Below are 16523 nucleotides of genomic sequence, written 5' to 3'. Positions count from 1 at the left end.
CAGCCAACTCCTTCATGGTTTCGGTGACTGACCCAGGTGGAGGGCAGAGCGGTGTACTTGCCCCACTCCGCGTTAACAGCACGTGAACGAGCAGTCGAGAGGCCACCGGCCCGACTTGGCTGGATCCTCTCGAACGAACGACCCAAGATCACGATACGAAGAAGAGAGCCTCATGGACTTCCTTCGCCCCGCCAGCTGGGAGGAGGCGCTCGCCGCCAAGGCCGAGCACCCGACAGCTGTGCCGATTGCGGGTGGCACCGACGTCATGGTCGAGATCAACTTCGACCACCGGCGTCCCGAGTACCTGCTTGACCTCAACCGCATTGGCGAGCTGCGCGAATGGGCGGTTGGCGAGGACACGGTCCAGCTGGGCGCCTCGGTCTCGTACACCCAGATCATGGAGGAGCTGCGCACCGAGCTCCCCGGCCTCGCTCTTGCCTCGCACACCGTCGCATCGCCGCAGATCCGCAACCGCGGCGGCGTCGGCGGCAACCTGGGCACGGCGTCCCCGGCCGGTGACGCCCACCCGGCGCTGCTCGCCGCCGACTGCGAGGTCGAGGTGGAGTCCGTACGCGGCTCACGCCTCATCCCGATCGACGACTTCTACACTGGTGTCAAGCGCAACGCGCTCGCCGCCGACGAGCTGATCAAGTCCGTCCACATCAAGAAGGCGGACGGCCCGCAGCAGTACTCGAAGGTCGGCACCCGCAACGCGATGGTCATCGCCGTGTGCGCCTTCGGTATCGCCCTGCACCCCGAGACCCGGACGGTACGGACCGGCATCGGCTCCGCCGCCCCGACCCCCATCCGGGCGAAGGCCGCGGAGGAGTTCCTGAACGCGGCGCTCGAAGAGGGCGGTTTCTGGGACAGCAAGAAGATCATCACCCCCTCGATCGCCAAGCAGTTCGCGGAGCTCGCCTCCGGTGCCGCCAACCCGATCGACGACGTCCGCGGCACGGCGAACTACCGCCGCCACGCCGTCGGAATCATGGCCCGCCGCACGCTCGGCTGGACCTGGGAGTCGTACCGCGGCGAGGGTCGCAGCACTGAGGGAGTCGCATAATGCGCGTGAACTTCACGGTCAACGGCCGTCAGCAGGAAGCCGACGACGTCTGGGAGGGCGAGTCCCTCCTCTACGTCCTGCGTGAGCGCATGGGGCTTCCCGGTTCGAAGAACGCCTGTGAGCAGGGCGAGTGCGGTTCCTGCACCGTCCGTCTCGACGGCGTGCCGGTGTGTTCGTGTCTGGTCGCCGCCGGACAGGTCGAGGGCCGAGAGGTCGTCACCGTCGAGGGCCTCGCGGACTACGCCAAGCACCGCGAGGACTCCCACCCGGGCGGCGCCTGCGGCTCCGTCTGCGGCGGCACCACCCTTCAGGAGGCCCGCCAGTGGCAGGCCAAGGGAACTGACGGTCAGACCGGTGAGGGCCGCCAACTCTCCCCCGTCCAGCAGGCGTTCATCGACGCCGGTGCCGTCCAGTGCGGTTTCTGCACCCCCGGTCTCCTCGTCGCGGCCGACGAGCTGCTCGAGCGCAACGCCTCGCCGTCGGACGCCGACATCCGTGAGGCGCTCTCCGGCAACCTCTGCCGCTGCACCGGTTACGAGAAGATCCTGGACGCGGTCCGCCTGGCGGCCGCCCGTCAGGAAGAGACGGTCTGATCATGGCTGGAACCAAGACCACCACCGGCGCGCCCACCGACGTCACCCAGAAGCACACCAAGGGCGGCATCGGCGAGTCCACGCTCCGTCCGGACGGCACCCTCAAGGTCACCGGCGAGTTCGCCTACTCCTCGGACATGTGGCACGAGGACATGCTCTGGGGCCAGACGCTCCGCAGCACCGTGGCGCACGCCGAGATCGTGTCGATCGACACCGTCGAGGCCCTCAAGACGCCCGGCGTCTACGCCGTCCTGACGTACGACGACCTGCCGGCCGAGATGAAGAACTACGGCCTCGAGCTCCAGGACACCCCGGTGCTCGCCCACGGCAAGGTCCGTCACCACGGTGAGCCGGTAGCCCTCGTGGCGGCCGACCACCCGGAGACCGCGCGCCGCGCCGCCGCCAAGATCAAGATCGAGTACCGGGAACTGCCCCTCATCACCGATGAGGCATCGGCGACCGCTCCCGACGCGGTCCTGGTGCACGAGGGCCGGACCGACGAATACATGAACCACGTCCCGCACCCGAACATCGTGCACCGCCAGCCGATCATCCGCGGCAACGCCGAAGAGGCCGCCAAGAAGGCCGACTTCGTCGTCAAGGGCGAGTACACCTTCGGTATGCAGGACCAGGCCTTCCTCGGCCCGGAGTCCGGCCTCGCCGTACCGTCCGAGGACGGCGGCGTCGAGCTGTACGTCGCCACCCAGTGGCTGCACTCGGACCTCGAACAGATCGCCCCCGTCCTCGGTCTGCCCGAGGAGAAGGTGCGCATGACGCTCTCCGGCGTCGGCGGTGCCTTCGGCGGTCGCGAGGACATCTCGATGCAGATCCACGCCTGCCTCCTGGCGCTGCGCACCGGCAAGCCGGTCAAGATCGTCTACAACCGCTTCGAGTCCTTCTTCGGCCACGTGCACCGCCACCCGGCGAAGCTCTACTACGAGCACGGCGCCACCAAGGACGGCAAGCTCACGCACATGAAGTGCAAGATCGTCCTGGACGGCGGCGCCTACGCGTCGGCCTCCCCGGCGGTCGTGGGCAACGCCTCGTCCCTGTCGGCCGGTCCGTACGTCATCGAGGACGTCGATATCGAGGCGATCGCCCTCTACTCGAACAACCCGCCGTGCGGCGCGATGCGCGGCTTCGGCGCCGTCCAGGCCTGCTTCGCCTACGAGGCCCAGATGGACAAGCTGGCCAAGAAGGTCGGCATGGACCCGGTCGAGTTCCGCCAGCTCAACGCCATGGAGCAGGGCACGCTCCTGCCGACCGGACAGCCGGTCGACTCGCCGGCCCCGGTCGCCGAGATCCTGCGCCGCGTCAAGGCCCGTCCGCTGCCGCCCGAGCAGCAGTGGGCGACCGCGGGCGGCGAGGCGGACGTCCGCGCCCTGCCCGGCGGCCTCTCCAACACCACCCACGGCGAAGGCGTCGTACGCGGCGTGGGCTACGCGGTCGGCATCAAGAACGTCGGCTTCTCCGAGGGCTTCGACGACTACTCCACCGCCAAGGTGCGCATGGAGGTCATCAACGGCGAGCCGGTCGCGACCGTGCACACCGCGATGGCGGAGGTGGGCCAGGGCGGCATCACCGTCCACGCGCAGATCGCCCGCACCGAGCTCGGCGTCCAGCAGGTGACCATCCACCCCGCCGACACCCAGGTGGGCAGCGCCGGTTCGACGTCCGCGTCCCGTCAGACGTACGTCACCGGTGGCGCCGTCAAGAACTCCTGCGAGCTCGTCCGCGAGAAGGTCCTGGAGATCGGCCGCCGCAAGTTCGGCTCCTACCACCCCGCGTGGGCCACCGCCGAGCTGGTCCTCGAGGGCGGCAAGGTCGCCACCGACGGCGGCGAGATCCTCGCGGACCTGGCCGAACTCCTTGAGGGCGAGAGCGTCGAGGTCGAGGCCGAGTGGCGGCACCGTCCGACCGTGGCCTTCGATCTGAAGACCGGTCAGGGCAACGGCCACGTCCAGTACTCGTTCGCCGCGCACCGCGCGGTCGTCGAGGTGGACACCGAGCTCGGCCTGGTCAAGGTCATCGAACTGGCCACCGCCCAGGATGTCGGCAAGGCGCTGAACCCGCTCTCCGTGGTCGGCCAGATCCAGGGTGGTACCACCCAGGGCCTGGGCGTCGCGGTGATGGAGGAGATCATCGTCGACCCGAAGACCGCGAAGGTGCGCAACCCGTCCTTCACGGACTACCTCATCCCGACCATCCTCGACACGCCGACCATCCCGGTCGACTACCTCGAACTGGCCGACCCGAACGCGCCCTACGGCCTCCGCGGCATGGGCGAAGCTCCGACCCTCTCGTCCACCCCGGCGGTCCTCGCGGCCATCCGGAACGCGACGGGCCTGGAGCTGAACAGGACGCCGGTACGTCCAGAACACCTCACCGGTACCTGATCCCACGATCTCTCCGGGCGGCGTGTGCCTCCCTCGGAACGTCACACTTCCTGTCGCCCGCGCCGTCCGGAGAACAGCAGTACCGCACCGCTCGCGGTCATGCGCAGTACCCCCGCAGCACCCACGCTCTTCGGAGCCCCAGTTCGTCTCGGGCCGTCCCCCGGGTCGTGCAGCCAAACGCACCATCCCAAATCCCGCAGTCTCCACAGGCCCCACTGAGGGAACAGCCTGTTGCGGGTGCCCCTTTGAACCTTGGGAGTTAGGCACCATGACCCAGCAGTCAACGGAGCCGAAGACCACGGCAGAGGACGCGGGCAACGGCTCACGCGTCCCGGCCGGCAGGTCCTGGCTCGACCGGTATTTCCACATAACCCACAGAGGATCGACGGTCGGCAGGGAGGTGCGCGGCGGCGTCACCACCTTCATGGCGATGGCGTACATCATCCTTCTGAACCCCGTGATCCTCTCGGTGCCCGATGCCACGGGACACCGGCTCGACGGTGATCAGCTGACCACCGCCACCGTCTTCGCGGCGGCCGCCACCACCATCGTCATGGGGATCCTCGGCAATGTGCCGCTGGCCCTCGCGGCGGGACTCAGCGTCTCCGCCGTCATGGCCTTCCAGGTCGCCCCGGAGATGACCTGGGGCAACGCGATGGCGATGTGCATCATCTACGGCGCCATCATCATCCTGCTGGTCCTCACCGGCCTGCGGACCCTGATCATGGATGCGATTCCCCTGGCGCTGAAGCACGCCATCACCATGGGCATCGGCATGTTCGTCACGCTGATCGGCCTGGTCCAGGCGGGCTTCGTCACCTCCATGCCGTCCAAGCACGGCGACATGTACTCGAAGCCGATCCAGCTCGGCGTCGACGACAAGCTCATGGGCTGGCCCGTACTCTGCTTCGCCGTCACCGTCCTGCTGATCTTCCTGCTCCAGGTCCGCAAGGTCCCGGGCGCGATCCTCATCGGCATCGTCGGCGGCACCGTGTTCGCCGCGATCGTCAACCAGGTCGCGGGCATGAGCCAGCAGGACTGGGGCCTGAACGCCCCGGTGCTCAACGGCTCCGCCGTCTCGTCCCCCGACTTCGGGCTCTTCGGCGAGGTGTCCTTCAGCGGCATCGGCGACATCGGCGGGATCACCGTGGGTGTCATCGTCTTCACCCTGGTCCTCGCCGGCTTCTTCGACGCCATGGGCACCATCATCGGCATCGGCCAGCAGGCCAACCTGGCCGACAAGGACGGCAAGATGCCGGGCCTCAACAAGGCCCTCGCGATCGACGGTGCGGGCGGTGTCGTCGGCGGTCTCGCCGGAGCCTCCGGCCAGACGGTCTTCGTGGAGTCCACCGCGGGCGTCGGCGACGGCGCGCGCACCGGCTTCGCCAGCGTCATCACCGGCCTCGCCTTCGCGCTGTGCCTCTTCTTCACCCCGCTCGCCCAGCTCATCCCGACCCAGGTCGCGTCGGCCGCCCTCGTCGTCATCGGCGCGATGATGCTGAGCAACGCCCGGCACATCGACTGGACCGACCAGGCCACCGCCATTCCGGTGTTCCTGACCACGGTCCTGATGCCGTTCACGTACTCCATCACGGTGGGTATCGCGGCCGGTGTCATCGCCCACGTCCTGATCAAGGCCGTGCAGGGCAAGGTCCGTGAGATCGGCTGGCTGATGTGGGTGCTCGCGCTCGTGTTCCTCGCCTTCTTCGCGCTCCATCCGATCGAGAACTGGATGGGCGTCAAGTAGCCCATCCTGTAAACACACACCCGATAGGAGACGGACATGCTGGACATCGCCGAAGAGTTGAACCGGTGGGTCGAGCAGGGACGCGACTTCGCCGTCGCCACCGTGGTGGCGGTCGGCGGCAGCGCGCCCCGGCAGCCGGGAGCGGCGCTCGCCGTCGACTCCGGCGGTACGGCGATCGGTTCCGTCTCCGGCGGGTGTGTGGAAGGCGCCGTCTACGAGCTCTGTCAGCAGGCGCTCGAAGACGGCGAGAGCGTCCTTGAGCAGTTCGGATACAGCGACGAGGACGCCTTCGCGGTGGGCCTGACCTGCGGCGGAATCATCGACATCCTCGTCACCCCGGTCCGCGCGGACTCCTCCGCGCGGCCGGTCATCGCCGCCGCGCTCGCGGCGGCGGCGTCGGGCGAGCCGGCTGCGGTCGCCCGGATCACGTCCGGGCCCGCGGAGCTCGTGGGCCGTGCCCTTCTCGTACGTTCCGACGCCGATGCCCCTCATGAGGGCGGGCTCGGCGGCCATCCCGAGCTCGACCGCACCGCCGCGGGCGAGGCCCGCGCGATGCTGGACGCCGGGCGCACCGGCACGGTGGAGATCGGCGAGGACGGCTCCCGCTGCGGGCAGCCCCTCACGCTCCTCGTCGAGTCGAGCGTCCCGCCGCCCCGCATGATCGTGTTCGGCGCGATCGACTTCGCGTCCGCCCTCGTCACCATGGGCAAATTCCTCGGCTATCGCGTGACGGTCTGCGACGCGCGGCCCGTGTTCGCCACGGCCGCCCGTTTCCCCGACGCCGACGAGATCCTCGTCGAGTGGCCGCACAAGTACCTGAAGCGGACGGAGGTCGACGGCCGCACCGTCCTGTGCGTCCTGACCCACGACGCCAAGTTCGACGTACCGCTCCTTGAGCTCGCCCTGCGCCTCCCGGTCGCCTACGTGGGCGCGATGGGCTCGCGCCGCACGCACCAGGACCGCAACGAACGACTGCGTGAAGTCGGCGTGTCCGAGCTTGAGTTGACCCGCCTCCGCTCGCCCATCGGCCTCGACCTGGGCGCGCGTACTCCGGAGGAGACGGCCCTTTCCATCGCCGCGGAGATCGTCGCGAGCCGGCGGGGCGGCAGCGGGGTCTCGCTGGCGGGTGCGCACACGCCGATCCACCATGACGGCTCACGTCCGCCGGCCGGCCGTATCGGGTCGGTCGCCTGACAGATTGGGGCAATCTGTTACGTTGCGTCGCAAACTGACCATTTTGTGACGCAATGGGAGCACGTGTGAAGGTCGCCTGCGTCGGCGGCGGTCCCGCCGCCCTGTATCTCTCGATCCTGCTCAAGCGGCAGGACCCGTCCCACGACATCACCGTCCATGAGCGGAACCCGGCGGGGGCGACGTACGGCTGGGGGGTCACCTACTGGGCCGGCCTCCTGGAGAAGCTCCGCGCCCATGACCTCGAATCCGCGCTCGCCATCAGCGAGAACTCGGTCCGCTGGAGCGACGGCATCGCGCACGTCGGCGCCCGCACGACGGTCCACCACGGCGACGAGGGCTTCGGCATCGGGCGCCACCGGCTGCTCGACATCCTCTCTCGGCGGGCCCGATCCCTGGGCGTACACGTCGAGTTCGAGCGTGAGATCACCGACGCGGCGCAGCTGATGCCGGAAGCCGATCTGGTCGTCGCCGGTGACGGCGTCAGGAGCCTGCTGCGCGAGCGGCACGCAGGGCACTTCGGCACGGAGGTCGCGGTCGGCAGGAACCGCTACATCTGGCTCGGCACCACCAAGGTCTTCGACTCCTTCACCTTCGCCTTCGTGGAGACCGCGCACGGCTGGATCTGGTGCTACGGCTACCGCTTCAGCGGCGAGCGGAGCACCTGCGTCTTCGAGTGCTCCCCGGAGACCTGGACGGGCCTCGGCCTGCACGAGGCGAGCGAGGCCGATGGCCTCGCGCTCCTGGAGCGGCTCTTCGACGGGCCGCTGGAGGGGCACCGGCTCATCGGCCGGTCACCGAGCCGGTCCCAGAGCGACGGCAGTGCGCAGTGGCTCAACTTCCGTACGCTGACCAACCGGACGTGGCACCGCGACAATCTCGTCCTGCTCGGCGACGCGGCGCACACCACGCACTACTCCATCGGCGCGGGCACGACGCTCGCCCTGGAGGACGCGATCTCCCTGGCGGGAGCGCTGCGGGGGAGCCCGGAGCTGGCGCCCGCCCTCGCGGGCTACGAGCGGGAGCGCAGATCCGCCCTCCTCTCCGTCCAGAGCGCGGCCCGCTACAGCGCCCAGTGGTACGAGAATCTGCCGCGCTACATCCGCCTCGACCCGCACCAGATGTTCGCGCTCCTCGGCCAGCGCCACTCGCCGCTGCTGCCGCACATTCCGCCGCAGCTGTACTACCAGATCGACCGGGCGGCCGAGCAGTTGGAGCCGCTGCGCAGGATGAAGCGGTGGCTGGGGCCGAGGGTGGCGAGGACGCTGCACGGGCGGGCGCAGGCTTCGCGGGACTGAGTCGCAGGCTTCGCGGGACGGAGGCGGGGTAGGGAGCCGGGAGGCCTAGGATGATCTTGATCTACGACGTTCCGTCCCCCCTCATTCCCCCTTGCTGGAGCCCCCATGTCGCAGTCACCCGTGCCGCCGCAGCCCACGACCATCGACCCCGCAGGCCGCGATCTCCACGGGGAGGCGGACCGATTGCGGCTGCACGGCTGTGCCGCCCTGGTCGAACTCCCCGACGGCATAAGGGCCTGGGCCCCCACCCAGTACGACGTACTGAAGCAACTCCTCGCTGACGAGCGGGTGTCGAAGGACCCGAACCAGCACTGGCCCGCCTGGATCGAGGGTGAGTTCCGCGAGACCTGGGTCAACTCCTGGGTGGGCGTGACCAATATGTTCACCGCGTACGGCACGAACCACCGGCGACTGCGCAAGCTGGTGTCGCCCGCGTTCACCAAACGGCGTACGGATGCGCTGCGGCCGCGCATCGAGGAGCTGACGGCGGGGTTGCTCGACGCGATGGCGGAGTCCGCGGACGGGGTGGTGGATCTGCGGGCCTCCTACGCCCATCCGCTGCCGATGCAGGTCATCTGCGAGCTGTTCGGCCTTCCGGAGGACCGGCAGGCCGACACCGCCCGTCTCGTCGAGTCGATCATGGATACGACCTCGACGCCGGAGCAGGCGGCGGCCACTTGGCAGGAAGTGCATCAGCTGCTCGCCGGTCTCGTGGCCCACAAGCGGGCGGAGCCCGGCGACGACATGACGAGTGTCCTCATCGCGACCCGCGACGAGGAGGGCTCGGCGCTCACCGAGACCGAGCTGATCGACACGCTGCTCCTCGTCATCGGGGCGGGGCACGAGACGACGGTCAACCTCATCGGCAACGCGGTACATGCGCTGCTGAGTCACCCGGAGCAGTTGGCGCGGGTGCTTGGCGGGGATGTGCCGTGGAGCGATGTCATCGAGGAGACGCTGCGGTTCGCGCCGTCGATCGCGAATCTGCCGCTGCGGTACGCGGTTGCGGACATCGAGCTGCCGGATGGGACTGTCATCCCTCGGGGTGAGGCGATTCTCGCCGCGTACGGGGCGGCGGGGCGGGATCCGTTGCGGCATGGCGACTCCGCCGGGCAGTTCGATGTGGACCGTACCGACAAGGAGCATCTGGCCTTCGGCCATGGGGTGCACTACTGCGTGGGTGCTCCGCTGGCCCGCCTGGAGGCGGGGGTGGCGTTGCCTGCGCTCTTCGAGCGGTTTCCTGGGCTGCGGCTGGATTCGGGGGCGGGGGTCGCCACTCCCGTGGAGTCGTTCATCGGGGACGGGTTCGCTTCGATTCCGGTGCGGTTGAAGTAAACGCGTCCTTCTCCCCAACCCCGCCCCCAGTTACGCGAAGGAGTGGGGTGGGGGAGAAGAAAGCAGTCCATCCACCGCCCTCCCGAACATCCACCGCGCGGCAGCGCCAAGCACCCCGTCGAACACCCCCGGCAGCCCCCGCACCCGCAGATCCTCCCGCCAGGCGACCGTCGAACCGGACGAGCCCGCCCGGGGAGTCACCTCGATCTCCGCCCACCCCGTCACGAACGCCCCCCGCTTCTCCAAGCGGCACAGGCCCCCGCCCGCACCGCCCGGCGGCCGCCACGTCACGACCTCCATCACGTCGTCGAACCCGACAGGGCCGACGCCGGTACGGGCGACGAACACCGTCCCCTCCCCACTCGGCGGCGGCGTGCGGACGGACACCCGAGTCAGCGGCACCACCGACGCATGGCGCTCCCACGCCGTGAGCCTGCGCCAGGCCTCGGCGGCGGGCAGGGACGATTCCCGGTCGATACGGAAGAGAGCCACACCAAGATCCTGCCAGGCCCCAGCGGTGAAACCCGCCCGCTACGGGCGGTAGACCTTCCCCGGCTCCGCCTTGCCCGGCGCGAGCAGCTGCGGCACCGTCACGAAGACGTATCCGCGCTTCTTCAACTCGTCGATGATGCCCGGCACCGCGGGCACCGTCCCCTTGTAGATGTCGTGCAGCAGGATGATGCCGTCCCGCTTCGTCTGATCGACGACCCGCTTCTTGATCAGGGCGGAGTCGTTCGTCGTGTAGTCCTTGGCGGTGACGCTCCACAGGACCTCCGAGAGGCCCTCCTTGCGCGAGATCTCGTTGACGTCGGGGTTGGTGCGCCCCTGCGGCGGACGCATCAGCGTCGGCTTGTGGCCGATGAGCTTCTCTATCGCCTCGTCGGGCTTGCGCAGCTCCTCGCGCGCTTCGTCCGGCGTGATGTCGGTGAGGATCTTGTGCGACCAGGTGTGGCTCGCGACCTCGTGACCTTCGGCGTCCATGCGCTTCACGAGCTCGGGGCGCTTGGCTATGTGGTTCTTGCCGAGCAGGAAGAAGGTGGCGGGCACCTTCTCCTTCTTGAGGATGTCGAGCAGTCGCGAGGAGTTCTCGCTGGGCCCCGCGTCGAAGGTCAGGGCCACGCACTTGGCCTTGCGGCAGTCGACCGTGCCGAACTTCGACTGGTTCTTACTGCTCGCGGACGCCGCGTCCTTGCGGACGGAACTCGGCGCCGTGGTGTCCACCTTGGTGCATCCCGTCAGAGCGACGGCCATGGCCGCGGAGGCCACGGCCGTCAAAGAAGCGGCTCGACGGAACCTTTTGGCGGAATTCTTCATCTTGCTTTTCGCAGCGGGCATGGCTGCACTATACATAAGATGTATACACGTGGTGCATAGAGGGGCCGCCGAACCCGTGCGCCGAAGGTGAGGGGGTTCTACAGCCCGCCCGCCAGGCCGCTCATCCAGGCCTCCACCGCGTCCGCGGCACGCGGCAGCCCCGCCGAAAGGTTCTCGGTGCCGTCGGCCGTGACGAGGATGTCGTCCTCGATGCGGACCCCGATGCCCCGGTACTCCGCGGGCACGGTGAGGTCGTCCGGCTGGAAGTACAGGCCCGGTTCGACCGTGAGCACCATGCCCTCTTCGAGTACGCCGCCGACGTACTCCTCGGTGCGTGCCTGGGCGCAGTCGTGGACATCGAGGCCGAGCATGTGGCCCGTGCCCGCCATGGTGAAGCGGCGTTGCAGGGCGAGCTCGAAGACGCGCTCCGGGTCGCCGTCGAGGAGGCCCCACTCGACGAGCTTGTACGCGAGGTGCCGCTGCGCCGCGTCGTGGAAGTCGCGGTACGCGGCGCCCGGCTTCACGGCGGCGATGCCCGCCTCCTGCGCCTCGTACACCGCGTCGTAGATCTTCCGCTGGAGCGGGGTGAAGGTGCCGTCGATCGGGAGGGTGCGCGTGACGTCGGCGGTGTAGAGGGTGTGGGTCTCCACGCCCGCGTCGAGGAGCAGGAGTTCGCCGGGGCGTACGGGGCCGTCGTTCTGCTCCCAGTGCATGATCGTGGCGTGTTCGCCCGCCGCACAGATCGAGCCGTAGCCGATGTGGTTGCCCTCCAAGCGGGCGCGGCGGAAGAAGGTGCCCTCGATCCAGCGCTCCGATGTGGCGATGGCCGTCGCCAACTCCCGCACCACATCGGTGAATCCGCGGACCGTGGAGTCCACCGCCTTGCGCAGCTCGCCGATCTCCCAGTCGTCCTTGACCAGGCGCAGGCCCGAGAGCGCCTCCTCGAGCTCGGCGTCGCGCTCCTCGTCCGTCGGCACGGCCGCTTCGAGTGCGGGGTCGTGGCCGCGCACGATGCGGGTCGGTACGGGGGGCGCGGCGGCCAGCTCGGCCGGGGCGTCTCGGACGTCGCGGCAGGGCAGGCCGAGGAGCAGTTCGGACTCGGCGAGGCTGCGCCTGCGGCCCATCCACAGTTCGGCCGTCATGCCGGTCCAGAACTCGTCACTGTCCCTGCCGTCGCGGGGGAGTTGGTAGAGGTGCGCGTCGTGGCCCGTGCCACCGGCGCGCGGTTCGAGGACGAGGGCGCAGTCCCTCGCCTGGTCGCCGGTCATGTGTACGTAGCCGGAGTAGGGGCGGAACGGGTAATGGCTGTCGTTCGAGCGGGTCTTGAGCTTCCCGGAGGGGACCACCAGGCGCTCTCCAGGGAACAGCGCGGACAGCGCGACGCGTCGGCGCGCGGCGTGCGGGGCCTGCTCGGCGGGGCGCAGGTCGCGCTGCTCGGTGTCGGCCCAGCCCGTCCTCATCAGGGCGGAGAGCTCATCGGAGATCTCCGGGTACAGGCCGTTCTTGCGCGCCTTGGACTTGGCCATGTGCGTCTCTTCTCTCCCCTGCCGGGGTCTCTGGGATCCTGCCGGGATGTCTGGCGGGTGTGCTCCGTAAGCGGTGACGCCAGCCTAGATACCCTTGGCGCATAAGGGAACATGTGACATAGTACTGATGTGACCAAGCGGCTGACCTGCGATGTTGTGGTGATCGGCGCCGGAATGGTGGGCGCCGCATGTGCGCTGTACGCGGCACGGGCCGGGTGCTCCGTCGTCCTCGTGGACCGCGGTCCCGTGGCCGGCGGCACGACCGGATCCGGCGAGGGCAACCTCCTCGTCTCCGACAAGGAACCGGGCCCCGAGCTCGAACTCGCCCTGCTCTCGGCCAGGTTGTGGACCGACCTCGCGGCCGAGCCGGGCGTCGGCCCGAGCGTCGAGTTCGAGGCCAAGGGCGGTGTCGTGGTGGCATCGTCGGACGAAGGGCTCGCGGCCCTCGGGGAGTTCGCCGCCGGGCAGCGTTCGGCCGGGGTCGACGCGCGGGCCGTCACGCCCGGCGAGCTCCACGATCTTGAGCCGCACCTCGCTCCCGGTACGGCGGGCGGCGTCTTCTATCCCCAGGACTGCCAGCTGATGCCGTCCCTGGCCGCAGCCCAACTGGTGTATCTCGCCCGGCCCTTGGGGGTCGAGCTGCGTACCGGACGGACCGTCACCGCCGTCCTTCGCGCCGCCGGCGGTGAGGTGCGCGGGGTCCGGACCGACCAGGGCGAGATCCACGCGCCGTACGTCGTGAACGCGGCGGGCACCTGGGGCGGCGATGTCGCCGCCCTCGCAGGGGTGCGGCTGCCGGTGCTGCCCCGGCGCGGCTTCGTCCTGGTCACCGAGCCGCTGCCGCGCCTGGTCCGGCACAAGGTGTACGCCGCCGACTATGTGGCCGACGTGGCCAGCGGATCCGCCGCGCTCCAGACATCGCCGGTGGTCGAGGGCACGGCCGCGGGCCCGATCCTGATCGGCGCGAGCCGCGAGCGGGTCGGCTTCGACCGCTCCTTCTCACTGCCGGTCATGCGGGCGCTCGCGGCGGGGGCGACGCGGCTCTTCCCCTTTCTGGAGAGCGTCCGGGCGATGCGGGCGTACGTGGGGTTCCGGCCCTACCTGCCGGACCATCTGCCCGCCATCGGGCCTGACGCCCGGGTGCCGGGGCTCTTCCATGCCTGTGGGCACGAGGGGGCGGGGATCGGCCTCGCGGCGGGGACCGGGCACTTGATCGCCCAGGTGCTGAGCGGCGTGGCCCCTGACCTGACACTCGAACCGTTCCGGCCCGACCGATTCCCCGAGGAGGCGTCGTGAGCAAGCGCACCCCCCTGCGACTGGTCCGGGCCCGGCCAGGACCCGCGTACACCGTCACCTTCGACGGCCGCGAGATCCCGGCCCTGCCCGGCCAGACGGTCGCCGCCGCGCTTTGGTCGGCAGGCATCACCGCCTGGCGCACCACGCGGCGCGACGGTGAGCCGCGGGGAGTCTTCTGCGGGATCGGCGTCTGCTTCGACTGCCTGGTGGAGGTCAACGGCCGGGCGAACCAACGGGCTTGCCTGCTGCCGACCGCCCCCGGTGACGAGATCCGGACGCAGAGCGGGAGCGGGCACGGCAAGGAGGCGGGGGAGCGGTGATGAGTACCTCTCGCGTGCTCGCCGTGATCGGCGCGGGTCCCGCGGGCCTAGCGGCAGTGCTCGCCGCGGCTCAGCGCGGCGTGCGGGTGACGCTGCTCGACTCCGCCGTGCAGGCAGGCGGCCAGTTCTACCGGCAGCCCGCCGGAGCGCTGCGCGCGCGCCGCCCGCAGGCGCTGCATCACCAGTGGCGGACATGGGAGCGGCTGCGGGACGGGCTCGCGGAACAGGTCGCGGCGGGCCGCATCACGCACTTGACGGAGCATCACGTCTGGTTCGTGGAGCGCCGCACCGGGGAAGCGCCGCCCGGAGAGCCGCAACCACGTGGCTTCACCGTGCACGCGCTCCTCGGCCCCGGGCAGGAGGAACCCGTGGCCGTGCACGCCGACGCGGTACTCATCGCGACCGGGGGGTACGAGAAGGTCCTGCCGTTCCCCGGCTGGACCCTGCCCGGTGTCGTCACCGCGGGCGGCGCCCAGGTCATGCTCAAGGGTGGGCTCGTGCTGCCGGGGCGCACGGCCGTGGTCGCCGGAACCGGACCGCTGCTCATGCCCGTCGCCGTAGGGCTCGCGGCGGCCGGTGCCGAGGTGGCCGCCCTGGTCGAGTCCGCCGACCCGAAAGCCTTCGCACGGCACGCGACGACCTTCGCCGCCCACCCGGACAAGCTCACCGACGGAGCCAGGTACGCCATCCAACTCATGCGCCACCGCGTGCCGTTGATGTCCCGGCACGCTGTCGTCGAGGCGCACGGCAAGGACACGCTCGACGCGGTGACCGTCGCCGCGCTCGACGCGGCCGGGCGCATCAGGCCCGGCACCGGGCGCCGCATCCCCTGCGACACTCTCGCCGTAGGTCACGGCATGGTGCCGCACACCGATCTCGCCGGAGGGCTCGGCTGCCGCGTCGACGGCCTGAACGTGGCCGTCGACGCCGAGCAGCGCACCGACGTCCCCGGCGTCTGGGCCGCGGGCGAGACCACCGGCATCGGCGGCGCCGCCCTCTCCCTCGCCGAGGGCCACATCGCGGGACGCTCCGCCGCCGCCCGGCTCCAGGGCAGACAACCCGACCCGCGGGCCTGGGCCGCGGCAGCCAAGTCCCGTACGAAAATGCGGGAGTTCGCCGCCGCACTCGACGCCGTGTACGTGCCGCCCGCGCACTGGGCCGAGCAGCTCCACGACGACACCCTCATCTGCCGCTGCGAGGAGGTCCCGGCGTCGGCGGTCCGCGAGGCCGTCGAGGAACTCGGGGCCACGGACGCGCGGACCGTGAAGCTGATGACCCGGGCAGGCATGGGCTGGTGCCAGGGCCGGATGTGCTCGGCGGCCGTCGCCGGGCTCACGGGCTGCGAAGAGCGGTCCGCGCGGCGGCCGTTCGCCCGGCCTGTGCCGCTCGGCGTACTCGCGCGGGCTTCCGACGACGACGACAACGACGAACAGACCTCCTCCTAGTCACCGCACCCGCACCCGCACCTCTCCGAAGGGACCACCCCCATGGCCACGCCCGAACACCACCGCCCCTGGCACGGCGTCCTCGTCGCCACCGCGCTCCCGCTGAACGACGACCTCTCCGTCAACTACGGCAAGTTCGCCGAACACTGCGCCTGGCTAGTCGAGAACGGCTGCGACGGCGTCGTGCCCAACGGATCGCTCGGCGAGTACCAGGTACTCACCCCCGAGGAGCGGGCCAAGGTCGTCGAGACCGCCGTCTCCGCCATCGGCGGGCAGCGCGTCATGCCCGGAGTCGCCGCCTACGGCTCCGCCGAGGCCCGCCGCTGGGCCAAGCAGGCCAAGGACGCGGGCTGCGCCTCCGTGATGCTGCTTCCGCCGAACGCCTACCGCGCCGACGAGCGTTCCGTGCTCGCGCACTACGAGCATGTCGCCGAGGCGGGCATACCGGTCGTGGCGTACAACAACCCCATCGACACCAAGGTCGACCTGGTGCCCGAGCTCCTCGCGAAACTGCACCGCGAGGGGTACGTACATGCCGTCAAGGAGTTCTCCGGAGACGTACGCCGCGCCTATCGCATCACCGAACTCGCCCCGGAGCTCGACCTGTTGATCGGCGCAGACGACGTCCTGCTCGAACTCGCCGTCGCGGGCGCCAAGGGCTGGATCGCGGGCTACCCGAACATGCTGCCCGCCGCGTCCGTCGAGCTCTACCACGCCGCAGTGGCCGGCGACCTGGCCACGGCGAGCAAGCTCTACCGGCAGCTCCACCCGCTCCTGCGCTGGGACTCCAAGCCCGAGTTCGTCCAGGCCATCAAGCTGTCCATGGACATCGCGGGACGCCACGGCGGCCGCTGCCGCCCGCCCCGCGTGCCGCTCCTCCCGGAGCAGGAGAAGGCGGTGCGCGCTGCCACCGAGCGGGCCATCGCGGCTGGCCTGTCGTAACCCCCGGCCCCCGCCACCCGTAGGACTCGCAGCCCCGTCGGACTCGTAGCCCTCGTA

The 16523-nt window shown here is 70.1% G+C and carries 14 protein-coding genes; 11 read left to right on the top strand and 3 right to left on the bottom strand.

Annotated elements, in window-relative coordinates; genetic code table 11:
• Positions 1–172 precede the first annotated feature (172 nt).
• The 7 genes from ACGFSB_RS07045 (at position 173) to ACGFSB_RS07015 (ending at position 9623) form a co-directional block, all read left to right on the top strand.
• Positions 173–1063: an FAD binding domain-containing protein gene (locus ACGFSB_RS07045; RefSeq protein WP_393395246.1), complete on the top strand. Its 891-nt coding sequence runs from the start codon at positions 173–175 to the stop codon at positions 1061–1063.
• Complete coding sequence (locus tag ACGFSB_RS07040) at positions 1063–1656, top strand: (2Fe-2S)-binding protein (protein ID WP_393395244.1); 594 nt, start codon at positions 1063–1065, stop codon at positions 1654–1656. Before ACGFSB_RS07045 ends, ACGFSB_RS07040 begins: the two co-directional genes overlap by 1 nt.
• 2 nt (positions 1657–1658) lie before the next feature.
• Positions 1659–4052: a xanthine dehydrogenase subunit D gene (gene pucD / locus ACGFSB_RS07035; protein WP_393395241.1), complete on the top strand. Its 2394-nt coding sequence runs from the start codon at positions 1659–1661 to the stop codon at positions 4050–4052.
• Positions 4053–4320: 268 nt separating this feature from the next.
• On the top strand, positions 4321–5799 hold the full coding sequence (locus ACGFSB_RS07030) for an NCS2 family permease (RefSeq protein WP_393395239.1): 1479 nt from the start codon (positions 4321–4323) through the stop codon (positions 5797–5799).
• Between the two features lie 36 nt (positions 5800–5835).
• Positions 5836–6993, top strand: a complete 1158-nt coding sequence (locus ACGFSB_RS07025; RefSeq protein ID WP_393395237.1) for an XdhC family protein — start codon at positions 5836–5838, stop codon at positions 6991–6993.
• A 65-nt stretch (positions 6994–7058) separates the two neighbouring features.
• Positions 7059–8288, top strand: a complete 1230-nt coding sequence (locus ACGFSB_RS07020; protein WP_393395821.1) for an FAD-dependent monooxygenase — start codon at positions 7059–7061, stop codon at positions 8286–8288.
• Positions 8289–8393: 105 nt separating this feature from the next.
• Entirely contained in the window at positions 8394–9623 is a 1230-nt protein-coding gene (locus tag ACGFSB_RS07015; protein ID WP_393395234.1) for a cytochrome P450, read from the top strand.
• Positions 9624–9653: 30 nt separating this feature from the next.
• Here the strand turns inward: ACGFSB_RS07015 and ACGFSB_RS07010 are convergent, their stop codons facing one another.
• The 3 genes from ACGFSB_RS07010 to ACGFSB_RS07000 all read right to left on the bottom strand — a co-directional run bounded on the left by ACGFSB_RS07010 (position 9654) and on the right by ACGFSB_RS07000 (position 12463).
• Positions 9654–10115, bottom strand: coding sequence for an SRPBCC family protein (locus ACGFSB_RS07010; protein WP_393395231.1), 462 nt, complete (start codon positions 10113–10115; stop codon positions 9654–9656).
• Positions 10116–10154: 39 nt separating this feature from the next.
• The gene (locus ACGFSB_RS07005; RefSeq protein WP_393395819.1) at positions 10155–10937 is read right to left on the bottom strand and encodes a polysaccharide deacetylase family protein; all 783 of its coding nucleotides are present in this window, start codon (positions 10935–10937) and stop codon (positions 10155–10157) included.
• 98 nt (positions 10938–11035) lie between these two features.
• Positions 11036–12463 carry an aminopeptidase P family protein gene (locus ACGFSB_RS07000; RefSeq protein ID WP_393395228.1) on the bottom strand — a complete coding sequence of 476 codons (1428 nt, stop codon included), beginning with the start codon at positions 12461–12463 and terminating at the stop codon, positions 11036–11038.
• A gap of 129 nt (positions 12464–12592) precedes the next feature.
• Between ACGFSB_RS07000 and ACGFSB_RS06995 the strand changes: the two genes are divergently transcribed.
• From ACGFSB_RS06995 to ACGFSB_RS06980, 4 genes are read left to right on the top strand one after another with little or no spacing between them, the layout of a single operon-like run.
• Positions 12593–13759, top strand: coding sequence for an NAD(P)/FAD-dependent oxidoreductase (locus ACGFSB_RS06995; RefSeq protein WP_393395225.1), 1167 nt, complete (start codon positions 12593–12595; stop codon positions 13757–13759).
• Complete coding sequence (locus ACGFSB_RS06990; RefSeq protein ID WP_393395222.1) at positions 13756–14079, top strand: (2Fe-2S)-binding protein; 324 nt, start codon at positions 13756–13758, stop codon at positions 14077–14079. Before ACGFSB_RS06995 ends, ACGFSB_RS06990 begins: the two co-directional genes overlap by 4 nt.
• Positions 14079–15524 (top strand): FAD-dependent oxidoreductase, encoded by a 1446-nt coding sequence (locus ACGFSB_RS06985; protein WP_393395220.1) that lies wholly within the window; start codon positions 14079–14081, stop codon positions 15522–15524. The genes ACGFSB_RS06990 and ACGFSB_RS06985 overlap by 1 nt, the downstream gene beginning before the upstream one ends.
• A gap of 42 nt (positions 15525–15566) precedes the next feature.
• Positions 15567–16466 (top strand): dihydrodipicolinate synthase family protein, encoded by a 900-nt coding sequence (locus tag ACGFSB_RS06980; protein ID WP_393395217.1) that lies wholly within the window; start codon positions 15567–15569, stop codon positions 16464–16466.
• The last annotated feature ends 57 nt before the right edge of the window (positions 16467–16523 follow it).

Source organism: Streptomyces sp. NPDC048441 (genome assembly GCF_043200235.1).
In the GTDB taxonomy this organism is placed as follows: Bacteria; Actinomycetota; Actinomycetes; order Streptomycetales; family Streptomycetaceae; genus Streptomyces.
The sequence above is the reverse complement of the archived record's forward strand: the minus strand, read 5'-3'. Positions and strand labels throughout refer to the sequence as shown.